This is a genomic window from Phenylobacterium sp. (assembly GCF_016793285.1).
Classification (GTDB): domain Bacteria; phylum Pseudomonadota; class Alphaproteobacteria; order Caulobacterales; family Caulobacteraceae; genus Phenylobacterium.
In genome coordinates, this window is record NZ_JAEUMO010000065.1 from 1 (window position 1) to 14,295 (window position 14,295).

The following is a 14,295-nucleotide window of genomic DNA, read 5'->3' on the forward strand; positions in this document are numbered from 1 at the left end:
CCGCGCGAGCGCCCCGCGGCGAAGCCGGCGAACGGTGTCTGGAAGGCCGGCGCGGCGTGGCTGGGGAACTAGGACTCGAACCTAGAATGACGGTACCAAAAACCGCAGTGTTACCATTACACCATTCCCCAGCAGGAACGGCCGCCGCAGGGCCGGAGCCCGCGGGAGCGGGGGAAATAGCGTACCGGACCCGACGATGCAACGCCCCTGAACAAGCGACCTTTTCGCCCGCTTGCGAGCCTGCGAACCCTCCTCTATAAGCGCGCCTCCAAGTCGGAGTGTGGCTCAGTCTGGTAGAGCACTGCGTTCGGGACGCAGGGGTCGCAGGTTCAAATCCTGCCACTCCGACCATCTACTCCCCCCGCTAACTGGGGGAGATACCCTTCCCGCTAATACCCGCGAGAAGTCCGCCCCTTAGGCGGATACGGCTGCGCGCGTGTGGCTCTCTGAGCCGCCCGAAGCCGCGCTTTCGCGCTCGATCTCTAAGGTCGTGAAGAGAGCCCGCTGCGCCGCCCACTCGGACGGCTTCGTCAACCCTACGGCCGATCGCCGCGAGCCATGCGGATCATCCAGTTCTGCGACACCAAAGCGGTGCTGAGAGCCTGCATCGCGGCCTTGAGATGGAAAAGGTCGATGTGGATTTCGTCCTCGATCGGCGAGCCGTCTCGCGTTCGTGGCGTTCGATAGTCGCCGTAGCGGAAAGCCTCCGATCTAGGATCAACGGTGGCAAGCTCTTCGCAACGCTTCACAACCCAAGGCGGGACGATAGTGCCGGCCACCCGCTTGTGGTGAGCATAGCTCTTGGCCAGATCCCCGAGGTGATGGATCGCCTTTCGAGCGCGAACCTTCACCGGCAATCCCGCCTTCAGCAGAAGCTCGAAGGAATGCCGGTAGAGGAACAGGGCTGCGTTCGCGACTTCGTAGTCGCCCACGCGGCCATCGATAATCGCGTCCACCAAGGCGTTGGCCGCTGCGAAGTACTGCTCCGCAAGCGCGCCATCTCGCTCGGTCCGCGAGACCGGCGTCGCGAAGCCTCCGATCACAAACCCCAGCGGCCCGCTCCACGGATTCGGCCTCTCGTGCTCCGGGCCCAATGGCTCGAATAGCGGCCGGCTGATTGCCTCTTCTATGGGGACGCTGCGAGTCATTATGAGGCGAAGGTAGTCGGCAAAACGTCGGCTCTCCACCGTGTGCCGGCACACCCCGTCGGAACAGCGTACTAAGGCCCTAACTTGGGACTCGCGCTACCGTCTGATAAGGGCGCGACTCGAGAGAAGCCGAGTGGACAACGAACAGTCGTCTCTGCAGCGGATTATCACGGGCGAACGCCTGTTAGCGATCGTGCGATGCCTCTGGAAGGCGCCCGATCATTGCGCCAACGAGGAGGTGATATCCGCCTACCTTCGCCGCCTTGCCCTCTATGGGTGGTGGAGTACGACGCGCACGGCCCTGGACCATCTGGAGCGTCTACATGCTCTGACGATCACGATGCACCAAACCCTGATGATCGCCGAACTAACGCGGCGTGGCGCAGACGCCGCTGAGGGCCACGTCGAACTGGACGGCGTACCAAAGCCCGGCCCGGAGTGCGCCTACTAGGCTCCCCCCTGCCACCCCTTGTCCTCGACCTCCCGCGCTACAGGCGGAAGTTGACGTCCTTTCTGCAGCGAGCACCCCAAGCAAGGTTGCGGATAGCCTCGAAGCGGATGTTGCTAAAGTCACCTCGAGTCACCGCTTGAGTCACCGGTGGAAATTGAGCAGCACACCGCCTGCCTCCTAAGCCGCCAAGAACCGCTCGCGATGCCGCTCCACATAAGCCGGATGGGGCCACAAGGCCGAGTTCGCGGGCAGCTGGATTCGATCCAACTGCTTCTCAAACAACACCCGCAGCTCCGCCGGCACCTTGTTGTGCGAGACGAGCAGCCGGTAGTCGTCGGTCAGTGAGATCAGGTGACGATCGAACAGCCAGTGGATCGTGCCCGAGAGCGCGATACCGTTTTGGACCACATCCGGACCGCCCTCGCCAACGCCCCAGATGTGCGCCGCCTGTACCTCTGAGCGCCCGCCGCCATTGATGATCCGCAGACCGGTGACGGCGCAGCGGTCCTCATAGGCTTCACAGACCTGGCGGCGGAAGTTCGCGTCGCGGATCTTGCGATTGACCAGCATCTGCTCGACGCGCCGGACCTGATCCAGGCCTGGCGCCGAGGCATAATCAAAGGGCGCGGCCGCCTCTTCGACGCCCACCAGATCCAGCCGCCGAGCGTTCTGCGGGGCCAGCGTCTCCTGCAGCCCCGCTGAGACGATGGCCGCGAAATCCGCATCCGAGATTGGTCGCATGGACTTGTTCTGCAGCGAGGCGCCCACCCGGCTCGGATCGGCGACGGCGCGCAGCGGCGTCTCCCAATAACCCTGCCCAAGGCCCGCAAACGGCACCGGGCGATCGAACGGCAGATATTCGCCCACGACGGCGTAGGCGTGGTTGGCGCGGAGCGGATCGGCCTCGACCCGCAGCACCCTGGCCACGGCGATGTAGGCGCGCCGGCCGCCGTTGCGCTGCGGTTCGCGATAGACGATCCAGTCGCCCACCGCGCCTTCCGCCGCCGCCAGGTAATTGCTCTGGGTCGGGAAGTGGTAGCGCTGGACGATCTCGTCGTCGTAGCCGGAGTTGGGCTTGGTGTCGAAGACCGCCTTCACGGGTGCAGTGGAGCTTTAGCCGGCGGGCCGGTCAATGCCCTCACGCGCGCGACCCCGCTGTCACCCGATTTCGCATAACGCTACATAGTGGAAGAACCTGGAGCAGCCTTGGCGGCGACCCGATCAGAGCAAGTCTCAGGGATCGAAAGGCCCTGAAGCGCCCGCCACATCGCGATCCCGCCCGCCCTTGGGAAACCAGCGAATACGGCTGAAGCGGTCGTCCGCTTCCAGGATGCCCTGAAGGTCCGACAGGAAGGACCGGAACAGCTCCGCGTCCGGCCAGAGGAAGAAGGTCATGTTCTGGGCGATCAGGTAGTTCTCGTCAGTGTCGCCCAGACTGATCTGCAGCCACAGGCGTTTGCGGCCGCGCCAGATATCGAGCTCCCAGCCCACATGTTGTGCGTCTACAGGGTCGGAGACACGGTATCCCTTCTCCTCCAGCGCATGCTTCAGCGCGTCAGCCACATTGCGGCCCGGCCACTGCACGAAGTCACCCTCGTCCTCGACGGAGTCGTCGGGAAAGGCGGAGCTGAACCTGATTTCCGGCCGCATCGTCACCAGTCACTCTCCTCTTCCGGCGAGTAAAGGGCGCCGCCGGCGCCTGCACCCAGGCCGCCGACGCGCGCCTTCAGGGGCGGCGGAGCACCGTGCCAGAGACGGCCTAGCTGATCGTATCTCTCAAGGTCAATTTTTCCGCCCTGCCAGACTCCGCCACCGACCTCCCGGGGCAGCCTCGCCACGTTGAACCTGGGGTCGACCTGATAATGCAGCTCGTACATATCCCCACGGCTGATGCCGGGGGGAGCCAGCCGGTTGAAGGGGCCGTCCATATAGCTCTTCGGCAACGGACCTCCGCCAAGTATCTCCGGCAACCTGGCGCGCCTCGGGACATAGTGACTGCCCATACCGGATGCCGGATAGGGTTCGGCGAGGTAGGCGGCTGCCTTCGGCCCGAAGCCCTGCGCCAGATATTTGGCGTCGTTGCCGATACTTGCGACGCGCGACAGACCCTTCACAGCCTTTGCGGCGGGTCCGCCCATGACCAGCGAGCCGACGTCGAAGGCGAGTTCGCCCTGGTTCTGGCCGATGTCGAAGTTGCGACGAAGCTCGCCTTCCAAGGTGGGCGCGACCGGGGTTGCAGATGGATCCAGTTCACGACGCCATTGCCCTGCAGCATTGGTCACATCCGTCACAACGCCTTGCGGATCGGCAACGCCCTTTCGCACATAGTCAACGCCCATGCGGCCCGTATTCACCACACCTCTGCCGAGCTGCTCTACAGCCGACTGGCCTGGAGCGCTCTTCAGACGGTCGAGGGGATCGACGAGCCGACCCAGAAATGTGGCGCCGTCGACCAGCCCTTCGACGGCGTGAACTCCACCCCTGACAACGCCAGCGACATTCCCCGCGGTTCGGGCGGTGTCGATAGCCACCGACCGTGCGACCGGATTCTGAGCCACTCCACGCAGCGCCGCGCGCGCCCGCGCTTTGGCCCCCTCCGCCTTGCGGGAAACCGCCCTGACAGCGCGGTCTTCGGCATCCTGCAGAAGCTGGGCCCCGTGGCGCATGACATCGCCCGGCGAACCCAGCTTCAGATCCTCCCCAAGCCTGATCGATTTTCTGTAGGCCTCGTGTGCGGCGGCTTCAGCCTCTCGGCCGAAGCGAGCGACCTTGCGGTTCTGACGATCCATGAATTCCGAGATGCTTTCGCGCATGCCTCATCGCCGGCCGAGAGGCCGCCTTTCCTGACTTTTGACGGAATGCTGGAACGCGGCCGACATCGCGCCCAGCGAAGTGCGATATTGCCAGCTCACACGCGAGTTGTAAAGAACAAACAGAGAACACTTTTCATTGTTTGCCGAGACCGATGGCCTCGTCGCTGCGCCCACGCTGACCCAGCGGAATCCCCTTCCCGCCAATACCCAAGAAATGTTCGCGCCACGGCGGAGAAGAGCCTGCGCGGGAGCCACCCCCACGACGTCGTGGACGGCTCTGCTGGCCTCTCAGACCAGCCTGTGGAACGCTTCCAGGATGAGTCGCCAGAGCGCCCGGCTCGGCCGGTATGATCTCACCGCCGTGAAGGACCAGGCGGGCCCGAAGGTCTTCGATCGCGGCTCGGCCTACCACCGTGAAGGGCGGGTCGAGATCATCGTCCTCGAACCACAGCGTGTTCTGGCGAAGGTCGAGGGAACCGAGGCGTACCGCGTCGAACTCGTGGGCCGCGGCCGGCTCGCAGGCCACTGCGAATGTCCGGCGTTCGACGACTGGGGTGTCTGCAAGCATATGGTCGCGACGGCGCTGTGCGTGAACGCCGCCGACGCACAGGGCTCCGCGGACGGCCCGGACCGAATGTCCCGCATACGGGCGCACCTGATCGCGCAGGGCGCCGAGGCCCTGGCCGGACGGATCCTGGCCTGGGCGGAGCGCGATCTCGACCTGCTGGAGGACCTCGACGTCGAGGCCGGCGCGTCGAGCACCGACGGCGAGGCGCTCTATGCGCTGCACCGGAAGCGCTTGATGGCGGCCACCCGGACCGGCGGATACGTCCAGTACGGCGAGGCCGGCGGCTGGGCTACGGGCGTCGGCGAAGCCCTCTCGCGGATCGACCGGCTCACGGGTGCGCAACCTGAGATCGCTCGCCGGCTGGCGGACTTCGCCTGGGAGCGCGTCGAGGACGCCCTGGCGAGCATCGACGACTCGAACGGCGAAGGCGGCGAGTTGCTCGCCCGGATCCGGGAGATCCACCTGGCCGCCTGCCGCGCCGGACGGGCGGACCCCCTCGCCCTCGCCGGCGACCTGTTCGACAAGGAGATGGAGTCACAATGGGACGCGTTCGACGATGCGGCCCAGAGCTACGCCGACGTGCTGGGCGAGGTCGGCGTCGCCGAGTTCCGGCGGCTGGCGGAAGACGCCTGGGCGAAGCTCCCGCCTCTCAGGCGGCACGGAGGCGGTCCCGACCCCGCCTCCTCGGCGCGCTACCGGCTGAAGGCCATGCTGGATGGTTTCGCCGCGCGTGACGACGACCTGGAGAAGCGCATCGCCCTGCGCCGCAACACCCTGGATTCGGCCTTCGATTATGTCGACATGGCGCAGGTCTGCCTCGCGCATGGCCGCGCCGATCTCGCGCTGTCGTGGGCCAAGGAGGGCCTTTGGGTGTGCGAAGGCCGGCCCGACGCCCGGCTCACGACCCTGGCCGCCCGACTGCTGCGCGAAGCCGGGGAGGCGGCGCAGGCGGACGAAATGCTCTGGGCGGAGTTCCGGCGCGCTCCGACGCTCGAGCTCTTCCGGCACATCCGCAACACTGGGGACCTCTCCGCCACCGACCGCGCCGTCGAGATCCTGGAGACCCGGGTGGAGAGCGCCGCCGCTGAGGCCCCCTACGCGCGGGCGACGGCCGCGGACCTGAGGGTCCGCATCCTCACCGGGGAACGCAGATTCCTGGAAGCGTGGGCGGCCGTCGAGGGGCACGGCGCGGGGGAACAGGCGCTACGCGACCTCGCGCGGCGGAGCGAAGAGGACCTGCCCGACAACGCCCTCCGCGCCTACGAAGCGCTCGCACGGAGCGATGTCGCGCGCACCAGCCGCCATGGCTACGAGGCCGCCTGCGCGCTGCTCGACCGCATGGGGCAGATTCGCCTCCGCCTCGGACAGGCTGACCAGCACGCAGCGTTGCTCAAGGCGCTGGCCGCCGAACACAAGGCGAAACGCACCCTTGTCGGAATGCTGCGTGAGCGGCTCGGGCGGCCCGCTGTCGGACGGGAGACGACCTAGGGCGCACGCGACGCCTGACCTCGTTGGGAGCCCCGACCGACGGTCGAGCTGGAGGATAGTCGTATCTCGCGGCCTGACGGCCCGAGCGGACGCCTCGTTCAGCGAAGCCGGTCCGTGAAGAACTTCGCGATCACCGCGTAGGCCTCCCGCGCTTCGGGGACGCGCGAGTCATAGAAGAAGGCGTGGCGTCCGCCCTCCCAGACATGCAGGCGAGCGTCGACGCCGGAGGCTACCAGGCGGCTGTGGAGGTTGACGGCGCTGCTCAGCGCGAAGTCGCGGGTCCCGACGATGACGAGCGTGGGCGGGAACCTGCGTAGAGTGGCTGCGTCGGCCGCCGGGAAGGCGCGCGGATCGCCGGCGGCGGCCGAGCGCATGTAGCCGAGGCGCGGACCGCCGGTCCCGCCGGACGCCGGCGCCTCGCCGTCGCCCAGCAGCATGCCCACGATGCGCGAGTCGCCGCCCATGCCGGGATCGCCGCCCGCGCAGAACACGCCCGCCGCCGCTGGAGCCGGCAGGCCCTCAGCCTGGAACCAGGCCAGCGACTGAGCCGTCAGCAGCCCTCCGGCGGAGCAGCCGTAGAGGCCGATCCGGGTCGCCGGGGTGGTCTTGAGCACCTCGCGGTAGACGGCGGCCACATCTTGGCTCGCCTCCGGGAACTGCGCCTTGGGCGCGAGGCGGTAGTCGATGCTGATCACCCGCAGGCCGGCGAGCGCCGCGATCGGGATCGACTCCAGGCCCCCGCACTCCACGAAGCAGCCGACGAACCCGCCGCCGTGGACGTTCAGCAGCACCGGCGCGTCGGGGGCTCCCTTGGGCGGCTCATAGATGCGCACCGGGACGCCGCCGATGGTCGCGTCGCGGATCGTCACGGGGTAGGCCGCCTTCATCCGCTCCAGGCGCGGCCCGAACAGCGCGGCGTTGAACTCGGCGGTCGGGCGCCCGGACAGGCTGCGCTCGGTCAGGATGTGCTCGACGCGGGAGTCGTTGCCCTCGCGGCTCATCAGCGAGGACCCGGGAACGTCCATCGCCGGGATGCTGGTGATTCCGGACGGGGTCACCGGCACGGGCGCCGCGGTGGCGACCGCCCCCGCGGCCCACGCCCACGCTGCGATCGACAGTGCGCACCTCATCGGGCGGCCTCCGTGGGCCTGGCGGCGCTGCTGCGCGCGCCGGGGATGAAGCGATCCGCCGCCAGGACCAGGGCCGGGACGACGGCGGCCACGTACATGTTGTCGATGCCGTAGGGATTGCCCAGCAGATACCAGGCGGTGGTGGCGACGCCGCTGGCGATCAGCGACGCGACGGCGGTCCGCGGCGAGCCGAGCCACGGCAGGTAGACGCCCAGGCAGGCGACGATCGCGATCGAGAGCCTGAGCGCGCGGGTGAAGAACGAGAGCTCCAGAATATGCGGCGTGAAGAACACGCACAGCAGCGGCAGCATGCCCACGGCCAGGGCGACGTAGCGGGTCGCCCTCAGCTCGCCGTCCGCATCGGGCTTGCGCCAGGGCACGTAGAAATCGCGCATCACCAGCGCCGTGGTGGCCAGCGCCACCGTGCTGACGCTCACCAGCACCGAGGCCACCAGCGAGACGGTGACCACCGAGGCCAGGGCCGGCGACATCTGCTCGATGAAGACCGGCAGCGCGTAGAGGCTGTCCTGCGTCGGATAGAGGTAGCGAGCCGCGACGCCGATGAAGCCGAGCGCGAAGCCCAGCGGGAGGCACAGCGCCGCGGCGATCAGCACCGAGGTGCGGGCCGCGCCCTCGTTGCGGTTCGAGGCGATGGCCTGGACGATGTACTGGGTCGAGAAGATCGCGCCCACGGTGCCGACGATCCAGGCGAAGATCTTGTTCGGGCCGACCAGGCCGTCCCAACTGAAGTAGTCGGCGGGCAGGCCCTGGCGGATCGGCTCCAGCCCGCCGCTCAGCATCGCCGCGACGCCGACCAGGATGGCGATCCCCGTCAGCTTCACGATGCTGTGGAGCACGGTGACGTAGGCGATGCTCTTGAGCCCGCCGAACACGTAGTAGACGGCGCTGAACGCGGCGATGATGAACGTGGAGACCGTGAGGTTGGTGTGGATCGCCGAACTGAGCGCGGCGGCCCCGCTGACGTAGTTGCCCACGTTCACCAGCAGCAGCGCGTAGATCATGATGATCGACACCACGATGCGTGCGCCGTTGCCGTAGCGCTGCTCCACCAGGCCGGAGATCGTGTGCTGCTGGGAGGTGTAGACCTTCCGCGCGAAGATCAGCCCCAGGAGCAGGAAGCCGATGGCGGCGGCATGGACCGACCACCCGGCCGCCATCCCCTTCTCGAAGGCCTCCTGGGCGGTGCCGACCGTCGACTTGGCGCCGATGAACTCGCTCATCAGCAGGATGCCGATGACGACCGCCGGCAGCGCCTTCGAGCCCACCATGAACTGGGCGCTGGTCCGGCTGCGCAGCGCGTAGGCCAGGATGCTGGTCAACACGATGTAGACGATCACCGAGCCGGCGATCAGCGCCTCGCGCGAGTGGAACAGGTCCATGTCACCTCCCCTCCCTCCGGCAAGCGCCGAGGGGGTCTTGTTCTCGTTACTCGGCCAGCTCGCGCATGACCTCGATCAGGTCGGACTTGCCCTCGAACCCGATGCCGGGAAGGTCGGGCATGACGATGTGCCCGGCCTCGACCTTCACGCCGTCGGGGAAGCCGCCGTAGGGCTGGAAGAGGTCCGGGTAGCTTTCGTTGCCGCCCAGGCCCAGGCCGGCAGCGATGTTCAGCGACATCTGGTGGCCGCCGTGCGGGATGCAGCGCGAGGGCGACCAGCCGGCGGTATCCAGCACCTCCAGCGTGCGCATGTACTCGACCAGGCCGTACGACAGCGCGCAGTCGAACTGCAGCCAGTCGCGGTCGGGCCGCATGCCGCCGTAGCGGATCAGGTTGCGGGCGTCCTGGTGGCTGAACAGGTTCTCGCCGGTCGCCATCGGGCCCGGGTAGAACTCGGCCAGCGCCGCCTGGAGCTGGTAGTCGAGCGGGTCGCCCGCCTCCTCGTACCAGAACAGCGGATAGTCCCGGAGCGCCTTGGCGTACTCGATGGCGGTGAGGGTGTCGAAGCGGCCGTTGGCGTCGACGGCGAGCTGGGCGTCGGAGCCGATCTCGGCCAGCGCCGACTCGATGCGGCGACGGTCTGCGGCCAGGCTCTCGCCGCCGATCTTCATCTTCACGACGTCGTAGCCGCGGTCGATGTAGCTGCGCATCTCGGCGCGCAGGGCCGCGTCGTCCTTGCCGGGATAGTAGTAGCCGCCCGCGGCGTAGACGAAGACCCGCGGGTCGGCCTCACGGCCGCTGCGCTCGGCCAGCAGCCGGAACAGCGGCTTGCCTGCGATCTTGGCCACCGCGTCCCAGACCGCCATGTCGATGGTGCCGACCGCCACCGAGCGCTCGCCGTGGCCGCCCGGCTTCTCGTTGGTCATCAGCGTCCGCCAGATGCGGTGCGGGTCCAGGTTCTCGCCCGTGTCGTCCAGCAGGCTGCCCGGCTCCGCGTCGCGCAGGCGATCGGCGAAGCGCTCGCGGATCAGCCCGCCCTGCCCGTAGCGGCCGTTCGAGTTGAAGCCGTAGCCGACGACGCGGCGGCCGTCGCGGACCACATTCGTCACCACCGCCACCAGGCTGGCGGTCATCTTCGAGAAGTCGATGTAGGCGTTGCGGATCGGCGAGGCGATCGGCTTGGTCACCTCGACGATGTCGACGATGCGCGGCGCATCCGTGGAGACGCCGCGTTGCAGGATCAGGGTCACAGGGAAGCTCCTCCACAGACGAGAAGCTCCTGGCCGGTGATCGCCGCGGCGTCGGGCGAGAGCAGGAAGGCGACGTAGGCCGCGATCTCGTCGGGTTCGATGAACCGCCCGATGGGCGGGGTGACGGGGGCGACGGTGCGGTCGCCCTGGGTGAGCATGGGCGTCGCGGTGGCGGCCGGCGCCACCACGTTGCAGGTGATCCCACGCGGCGCGAGCTCGATGGCCCACGAGCGGACGAGCGCGACCACGGCGGCCTTGCAGGCGGCGTACTGGCTCTTGCCGGCGGCGCCGGCGCTGGTCCGGCTGCCGATGGCCACCAGCCGCCCGCCCGCGGCCATGCCCGGGAGAAGCGCCTGGCCCAGACGGGTCAGGGCCTGGACATGGATCGCCCACATCGCCGCGCCATCGGCGGGATCGAGATCGGCCAGGGCGCCGGTCCGCATGAAGCCGGCGGCGTGGACCAGCGCCTGGACCGGCGGGAGGTCCGCCACCAGCCGCTCGACCTGGGCAGCGTCGGTGAGGTCGGCCGTCCGCTGCGCCGCGAAGTGCGCCGCGCCGTGGTCGACGCCCAGGTCCACGCCGATCACCGACCAGCCGCCGGCGGCCAGCCGCCGGGCGACGGCCGCTCCGATCCCGGAGCGGCTGCCCGTCACCAGGACGGTCGGGGGCGAGGCGGACGGCATGTCAGGCGGCGGGCCGCTGCGAGAGGCCGGCGCCTTCGACGGCGGCCTTGATGCGGGCCAGTTCCTCAGGCGACGGCGCGACCGTCGGCGGGCGCACCGTCCCGCGGTCGAAGATGCCGGCGGCGGCCATGGCGGCCTTCATGCAGGCGTGCGCCTCCCCCGTGGGCTCGCCGTCGCCGTAGACAGACTGCTTCAGCGGATCGATCACGCCCTGGATCTGCATCGCGCGCTTGAGGTCGCCGGCCGCAACGGCGTCCAGCAGGTCCTGGATGAGGCCCGGGATCAGCGAGGCGAAGCCGACCAGGGCGCCGTCGACACCCTGGACCATGGAGGCCAGCAGGTACTCGTCGTGGCAGGTCAGCAGCGCCTTGTCGGGCGCGGCGGCGCGGATCGCCTTCAGGTCGCGCGCGTACTTGTTCATCTCCCGCGTGCCGATCTTGAAGGCATGCACGTGGTCGAGGCGGGCCAGCTCGGCCAGCAGCTCCGACGAGAAGGAGGCCTTGGTCCAGGCGGGATAGACATGCACCACCAGCGGCAGGCCGCAGGCGTCGCCGATGGCATTGAAGTAGTCGAGGACGTGCGACGGCCGGAAGCCGAACCGCAGCCAGTGGTGCGGCGGCATGATGTCCAGCGCCGAGGCGCCCGCGGCCTTGGCGGCCTTCGCCTGCTCGGCGGCGTCCAGCGTGCCCTCGCAGACGATCGAGGAGATGACCGGCACGCGGCCGTCGACGGCCTGCACGGTGATCCGGGTGACTTCGGTGCGCTCGGCCGGCGTCAGCGAGAACACCTCGCCCGTGTGGCCGTTGGTCATCAGCGCCTTGATCCCGCGCTGGCCGCTGAGCCAGCGCGCAAAACGGGTGAGCCCGGCCGCATCGATACTGAAGTCTTCATGGAACGGGACGGCGATCGCGGGGATCAGTCCCTTGAGGTCGAGCGAATGCGGCACGGGATCGGAACTCCAGATTCAGGGTGAGTGTCGGTGAGCCGCCATGCCGCCAGCGGCGCGCACGGCTTCGGAAAGGCGGGTCGCCGCGTCGACCGTCAGGTCACGCGCATCGGCCAGGAACTCCAGCTCGGTCCGGCCGAAGGCCGGCGCCGCGGCGCTGACCGCCGCGACGGGCACGCCGTCCACGTCGGTGATGGGCGCGGCGAGGACGCGCAGGCCGGTGACGGTCTCCTGATCGGAGAAGGCGTAGCCGAGGCGGCTCGTCTCGGCGATCTGGGCGAGGATCGTGTCGACGTCGATGATGGTGCGATCGGTCAGCCGCCGCGGCGGGGCGGCTTCGAGGATCGTGCGTTGCGCCTCGACGGGCATGCGCGAGAGGATCGCGCGGCCGATGGCCGACGAATACGCCGGGACGCGGTTGCCGACGCGGATGTCGACCGCCAGCCGCTCGAGCCCCGCCTGGATGCGTTCGATGTAGACCACCTCGTGGCCGTCGAGCACGCCGATCGAGGCCGCCTCGATCCGCTCGCCCACGATGGCGCGAAGCAGCGGTCGGGCCAGGCTGCGGATGTCCGACCGGGCGATGGCGTTGAAGCCCAGCTCCAGGCACTTGAACGTCAGCCGGAAGCGCCGCGTGTCCGGGACGCGCTCCACGTAGCCCAGCATCACGAGGGTGTTGAGCAGCCGGAAGGCGCCGGCGTTGTCGAGGCCCGCCGCGCGCGCCACGTCCGCCAGCACCATCTCGGTCGCATCCGGCCCGAACGCCTGAAGCACGGCGAAGGCCTTCGCCACCGACTTCACGATGTTCTTGTCGTCGCTCATCTCGCGCCCCTGCATGGTCATCTCGCTGGGGCTATTTGGCGTGCTTTTCGAAGAACGTGAAAATCGCCGGCAACTCGATCTCGAACGCGCTGGCGTGCGTGCCGCCGGGAACCTCCACATATTCCGGCGTGACGCCCCCGGCCTTCAGGGTGGCGATCGTCTCTCGGACGCGGTCCAGCATGAGGTCGTCACGCTCGCCCACGACCACGCGGATCGGCAGGTTCGACAGCGCCGGGACGTCCTCGGGAATGACGCCGCCGTAGGCGCCGGGGGCGATCGCGGCCCACATCTGCGGATGACGGCCGCCGATCCACCACGTCCCGCCGCCGCCCATCGAGTTGCCGGTCAGGAACCGGCGGGCGGGGTCGACGCCGTATTCCTTCTCCACGAGAGCCGCGACCTGCAGCACGTCCTGCTCGCTGCGCTTCACGCGGGTCATGTCGCGTCCCGCCAGGCCGGCCAGCCCCCGCTCGGAGCCGTAGGCGCTGTTCAGGCGGTAGCCCAGCGGGGTCACCACGACGAAGCCGTGCTCTTCGGCCAGCTTCTGCATCCGGCCGCCGTCGCGGCCCAGCATGTTGGTCTCGTCGAGGTTCGCGCCGTGCAGGGCGACGACCAGCGGCCAGCGCTTCGCCGGTGTCCAGCCCGTGGGCACGTAGACCTGATAGGGGATCAGCTCACCCGTTTCGGAGAAGCGGTAGGCGCGGTTCTGCAGGCCAGTGGCCTGGCGCACGGGATCGCGGCCCGCCTTCAGCGCCGCCACGATGTCGGCCGATCGCTTCATCGCCGAGGGGAAGTCGTAGGAGACCACCTCGCGGCGTCCGGCCTTCATCGCCTGGGCCAGAGCGAAGGGATACTCGGCCAGCGCCTTGGCCTCCTCATGGCTCGGCACGCCCGCCAGCTCACGCTTCAGGGCCGCATAGCGCGCATCCAGGTCCCGCACGAGGTAGACCGGCTGGACGATCTCGGTCGTCGCCGCGCCGGCGGTGACCTTGGCCAGCAGCAGGTAGGCGCCGTCCGGAAGGCCGGAGAGTTCAACCCCGATCGGCGCCGGATAGGCGTCGAGCCGGCCGCGGACCACCGGGCGGATCAGGGCGCCCTTCTTCGGAGTCGCCGACGTCGTGGGCTGGCTGGCGTAGAGGTCGAGCGCATAGGTCACCCGACCGCTCGCCGGGTAGAGCATCTCGGCGGTGAGGACGTCGCCGACTCCGGTCCAGATCTGGCTGGGCGTGCGCAGCGCCAGGGCGCCCACCCGCTCCTGTTCCGGCGTCCAGGCCAGCCCGCCCATCAGGCTGACCGCGCGCCAGAGCGTGCGGCGGGCCTCGGGCTCGGACTGCCTGGCGGCTTCCGCGACCAGCGCATCCACCTGAGCCTGGACGGGCGCAGGCGCACCCGTCCGCAGTTGCCCGACCGTCTGTGTCAGCACCTGCATCCCCGGCCGGAACGCCAGGCGCCAGGCCGCATCCTGCTGCACTGGCGTCGCTTTCGCCGCCGGCTCGTAATCGACGAGCTGCGCCTTCGCCTCGGCGCCGGCGATCGAAGAGATCGCGGCGCCGAGGACCATGGCGGCCCGCGCGGGGAGGAAGGCGGCGCGGGCCAT

13 protein-coding genes and 2 tRNA genes are annotated in these 14,295 nt (G+C 68.9%); 3 read left to right on the forward strand and 12 right to left on the reverse strand.

Features of this window, described 5'->3' with window-relative positions; translation table 11 throughout:
- Positions 1-57: 57 nt before the first annotated feature.
- A tRNA-Gln gene (locus tag JNL41_RS06740) sits at positions 58-131 on the reverse strand.
- Between the two features lie 143 nt (positions 132-274).
- Here JNL41_RS06740 and JNL41_RS06745 point away from each other — a divergent pair.
- A tRNA-Pro gene (locus JNL41_RS06745) sits at positions 275-351 on the forward strand.
- Positions 352-536: 185 nt separating this feature from the next.
- On the opposite strand, the gene JNL41_RS06750 is transcribed toward JNL41_RS06745, so the two are convergent.
- Entirely contained in the window at positions 537-1,043 is a 507-nt protein-coding gene (locus JNL41_RS06750; RefSeq protein WP_293473512.1) for a hypothetical protein, read from the reverse strand.
- A 238-nt stretch (positions 1,044-1,281) separates the two neighbouring features.
- Between JNL41_RS06750 and JNL41_RS06755 the strand changes: the two genes are divergently transcribed.
- Positions 1,282-1,599: a hypothetical protein gene (locus JNL41_RS06755; protein WP_293473513.1), complete on the forward strand. Its 318-nt coding sequence runs from the start codon at positions 1,282-1,284 to the stop codon at positions 1,597-1,599.
- A gap of 177 nt (positions 1,600-1,776) precedes the next feature.
- On the opposite strand, the gene JNL41_RS06760 is transcribed toward JNL41_RS06755, so the two are convergent.
- The 3 genes from JNL41_RS06760 to JNL41_RS06770 form a co-directional block, all read right to left on the reverse strand.
- A complete protein-coding gene (locus tag JNL41_RS06760; protein ID WP_293473514.1) occupies positions 1,777-2,697 on the reverse strand; it encodes an HNH endonuclease in 921 nt (306 codons plus the stop codon).
- Between the two features lie 135 nt (positions 2,698-2,832).
- Positions 2,833-3,255 carry a hypothetical protein gene (locus JNL41_RS06765; protein ID WP_293473515.1) on the reverse strand — a complete coding sequence of 141 codons (423 nt, stop codon included), beginning with the start codon at positions 3,253-3,255 and terminating at the stop codon, positions 2,833-2,835.
- Positions 3,252-4,412 carry a hypothetical protein gene (locus JNL41_RS06770; protein ID WP_293473516.1) on the reverse strand — a complete coding sequence of 387 codons (1,161 nt, stop codon included), beginning with the start codon at positions 4,410-4,412 and terminating at the stop codon, positions 3,252-3,254. Before JNL41_RS06770 ends, JNL41_RS06765 begins: the two co-directional genes overlap by 4 nt.
- 316 nt (positions 4,413-4,728) lie before the next feature.
- Between JNL41_RS06770 and JNL41_RS06775 the strand changes: the two genes are divergently transcribed.
- Positions 4,729-6,468: a DUF6880 family protein gene (locus JNL41_RS06775; protein ID WP_293473517.1), complete on the forward strand. Its 1,740-nt coding sequence runs from the start codon at positions 4,729-4,731 to the stop codon at positions 6,466-6,468.
- A 98-nt stretch (positions 6,469-6,566) separates the two neighbouring features.
- On the opposite strand, the gene JNL41_RS06780 is transcribed toward JNL41_RS06775, so the two are convergent.
- Genes JNL41_RS06780 through JNL41_RS06810 form a run of 7 tightly spaced genes read right to left on the reverse strand, consistent with a single transcriptional unit; the run spans position 6,567 to position 14,295 of the window.
- Positions 6,567-7,598: an alpha/beta hydrolase gene (locus JNL41_RS06780; protein WP_293473518.1), complete on the reverse strand. Its 1,032-nt coding sequence runs from the start codon at positions 7,596-7,598 to the stop codon at positions 6,567-6,569.
- Positions 7,595-8,998: a sodium:solute symporter family protein gene (locus tag JNL41_RS06785; protein WP_293473519.1), complete on the reverse strand. Its 1,404-nt coding sequence runs from the start codon at positions 8,996-8,998 to the stop codon at positions 7,595-7,597. Before JNL41_RS06785 ends, JNL41_RS06780 begins: the two co-directional genes overlap by 4 nt.
- A gap of 46 nt (positions 8,999-9,044) precedes the next feature.
- On the reverse strand, positions 9,045-10,247 hold the full coding sequence (locus JNL41_RS06790) for a mandelate racemase/muconate lactonizing enzyme family protein (protein ID WP_293473520.1): 1,203 nt from the start codon (positions 10,245-10,247) through the stop codon (positions 9,045-9,047).
- Positions 10,244-10,930, reverse strand: a complete 687-nt coding sequence (locus tag JNL41_RS06795; RefSeq protein ID WP_293473521.1) for an SDR family oxidoreductase — start codon at positions 10,928-10,930, stop codon at positions 10,244-10,246. Before JNL41_RS06795 ends, JNL41_RS06790 begins: the two co-directional genes overlap by 4 nt.
- Before the next feature lies 1 nt (position 10,931).
- Positions 10,932-11,876, reverse strand: coding sequence for a dihydrodipicolinate synthase family protein (locus JNL41_RS06800; protein ID WP_293473522.1), 945 nt, complete (start codon positions 11,874-11,876; stop codon positions 10,932-10,934).
- An 18-nt stretch (positions 11,877-11,894) separates the two neighbouring features.
- Positions 11,895-12,698: an IclR family transcriptional regulator C-terminal domain-containing protein gene (locus JNL41_RS06805; RefSeq protein WP_293473523.1), complete on the reverse strand. Its 804-nt coding sequence runs from the start codon at positions 12,696-12,698 to the stop codon at positions 11,895-11,897.
- A gap of 31 nt (positions 12,699-12,729) precedes the next feature.
- Entirely contained in the window at positions 12,730-14,295 is a 1,566-nt protein-coding gene (locus JNL41_RS06810) for a PHB depolymerase family esterase (RefSeq protein WP_293473524.1), read from the reverse strand.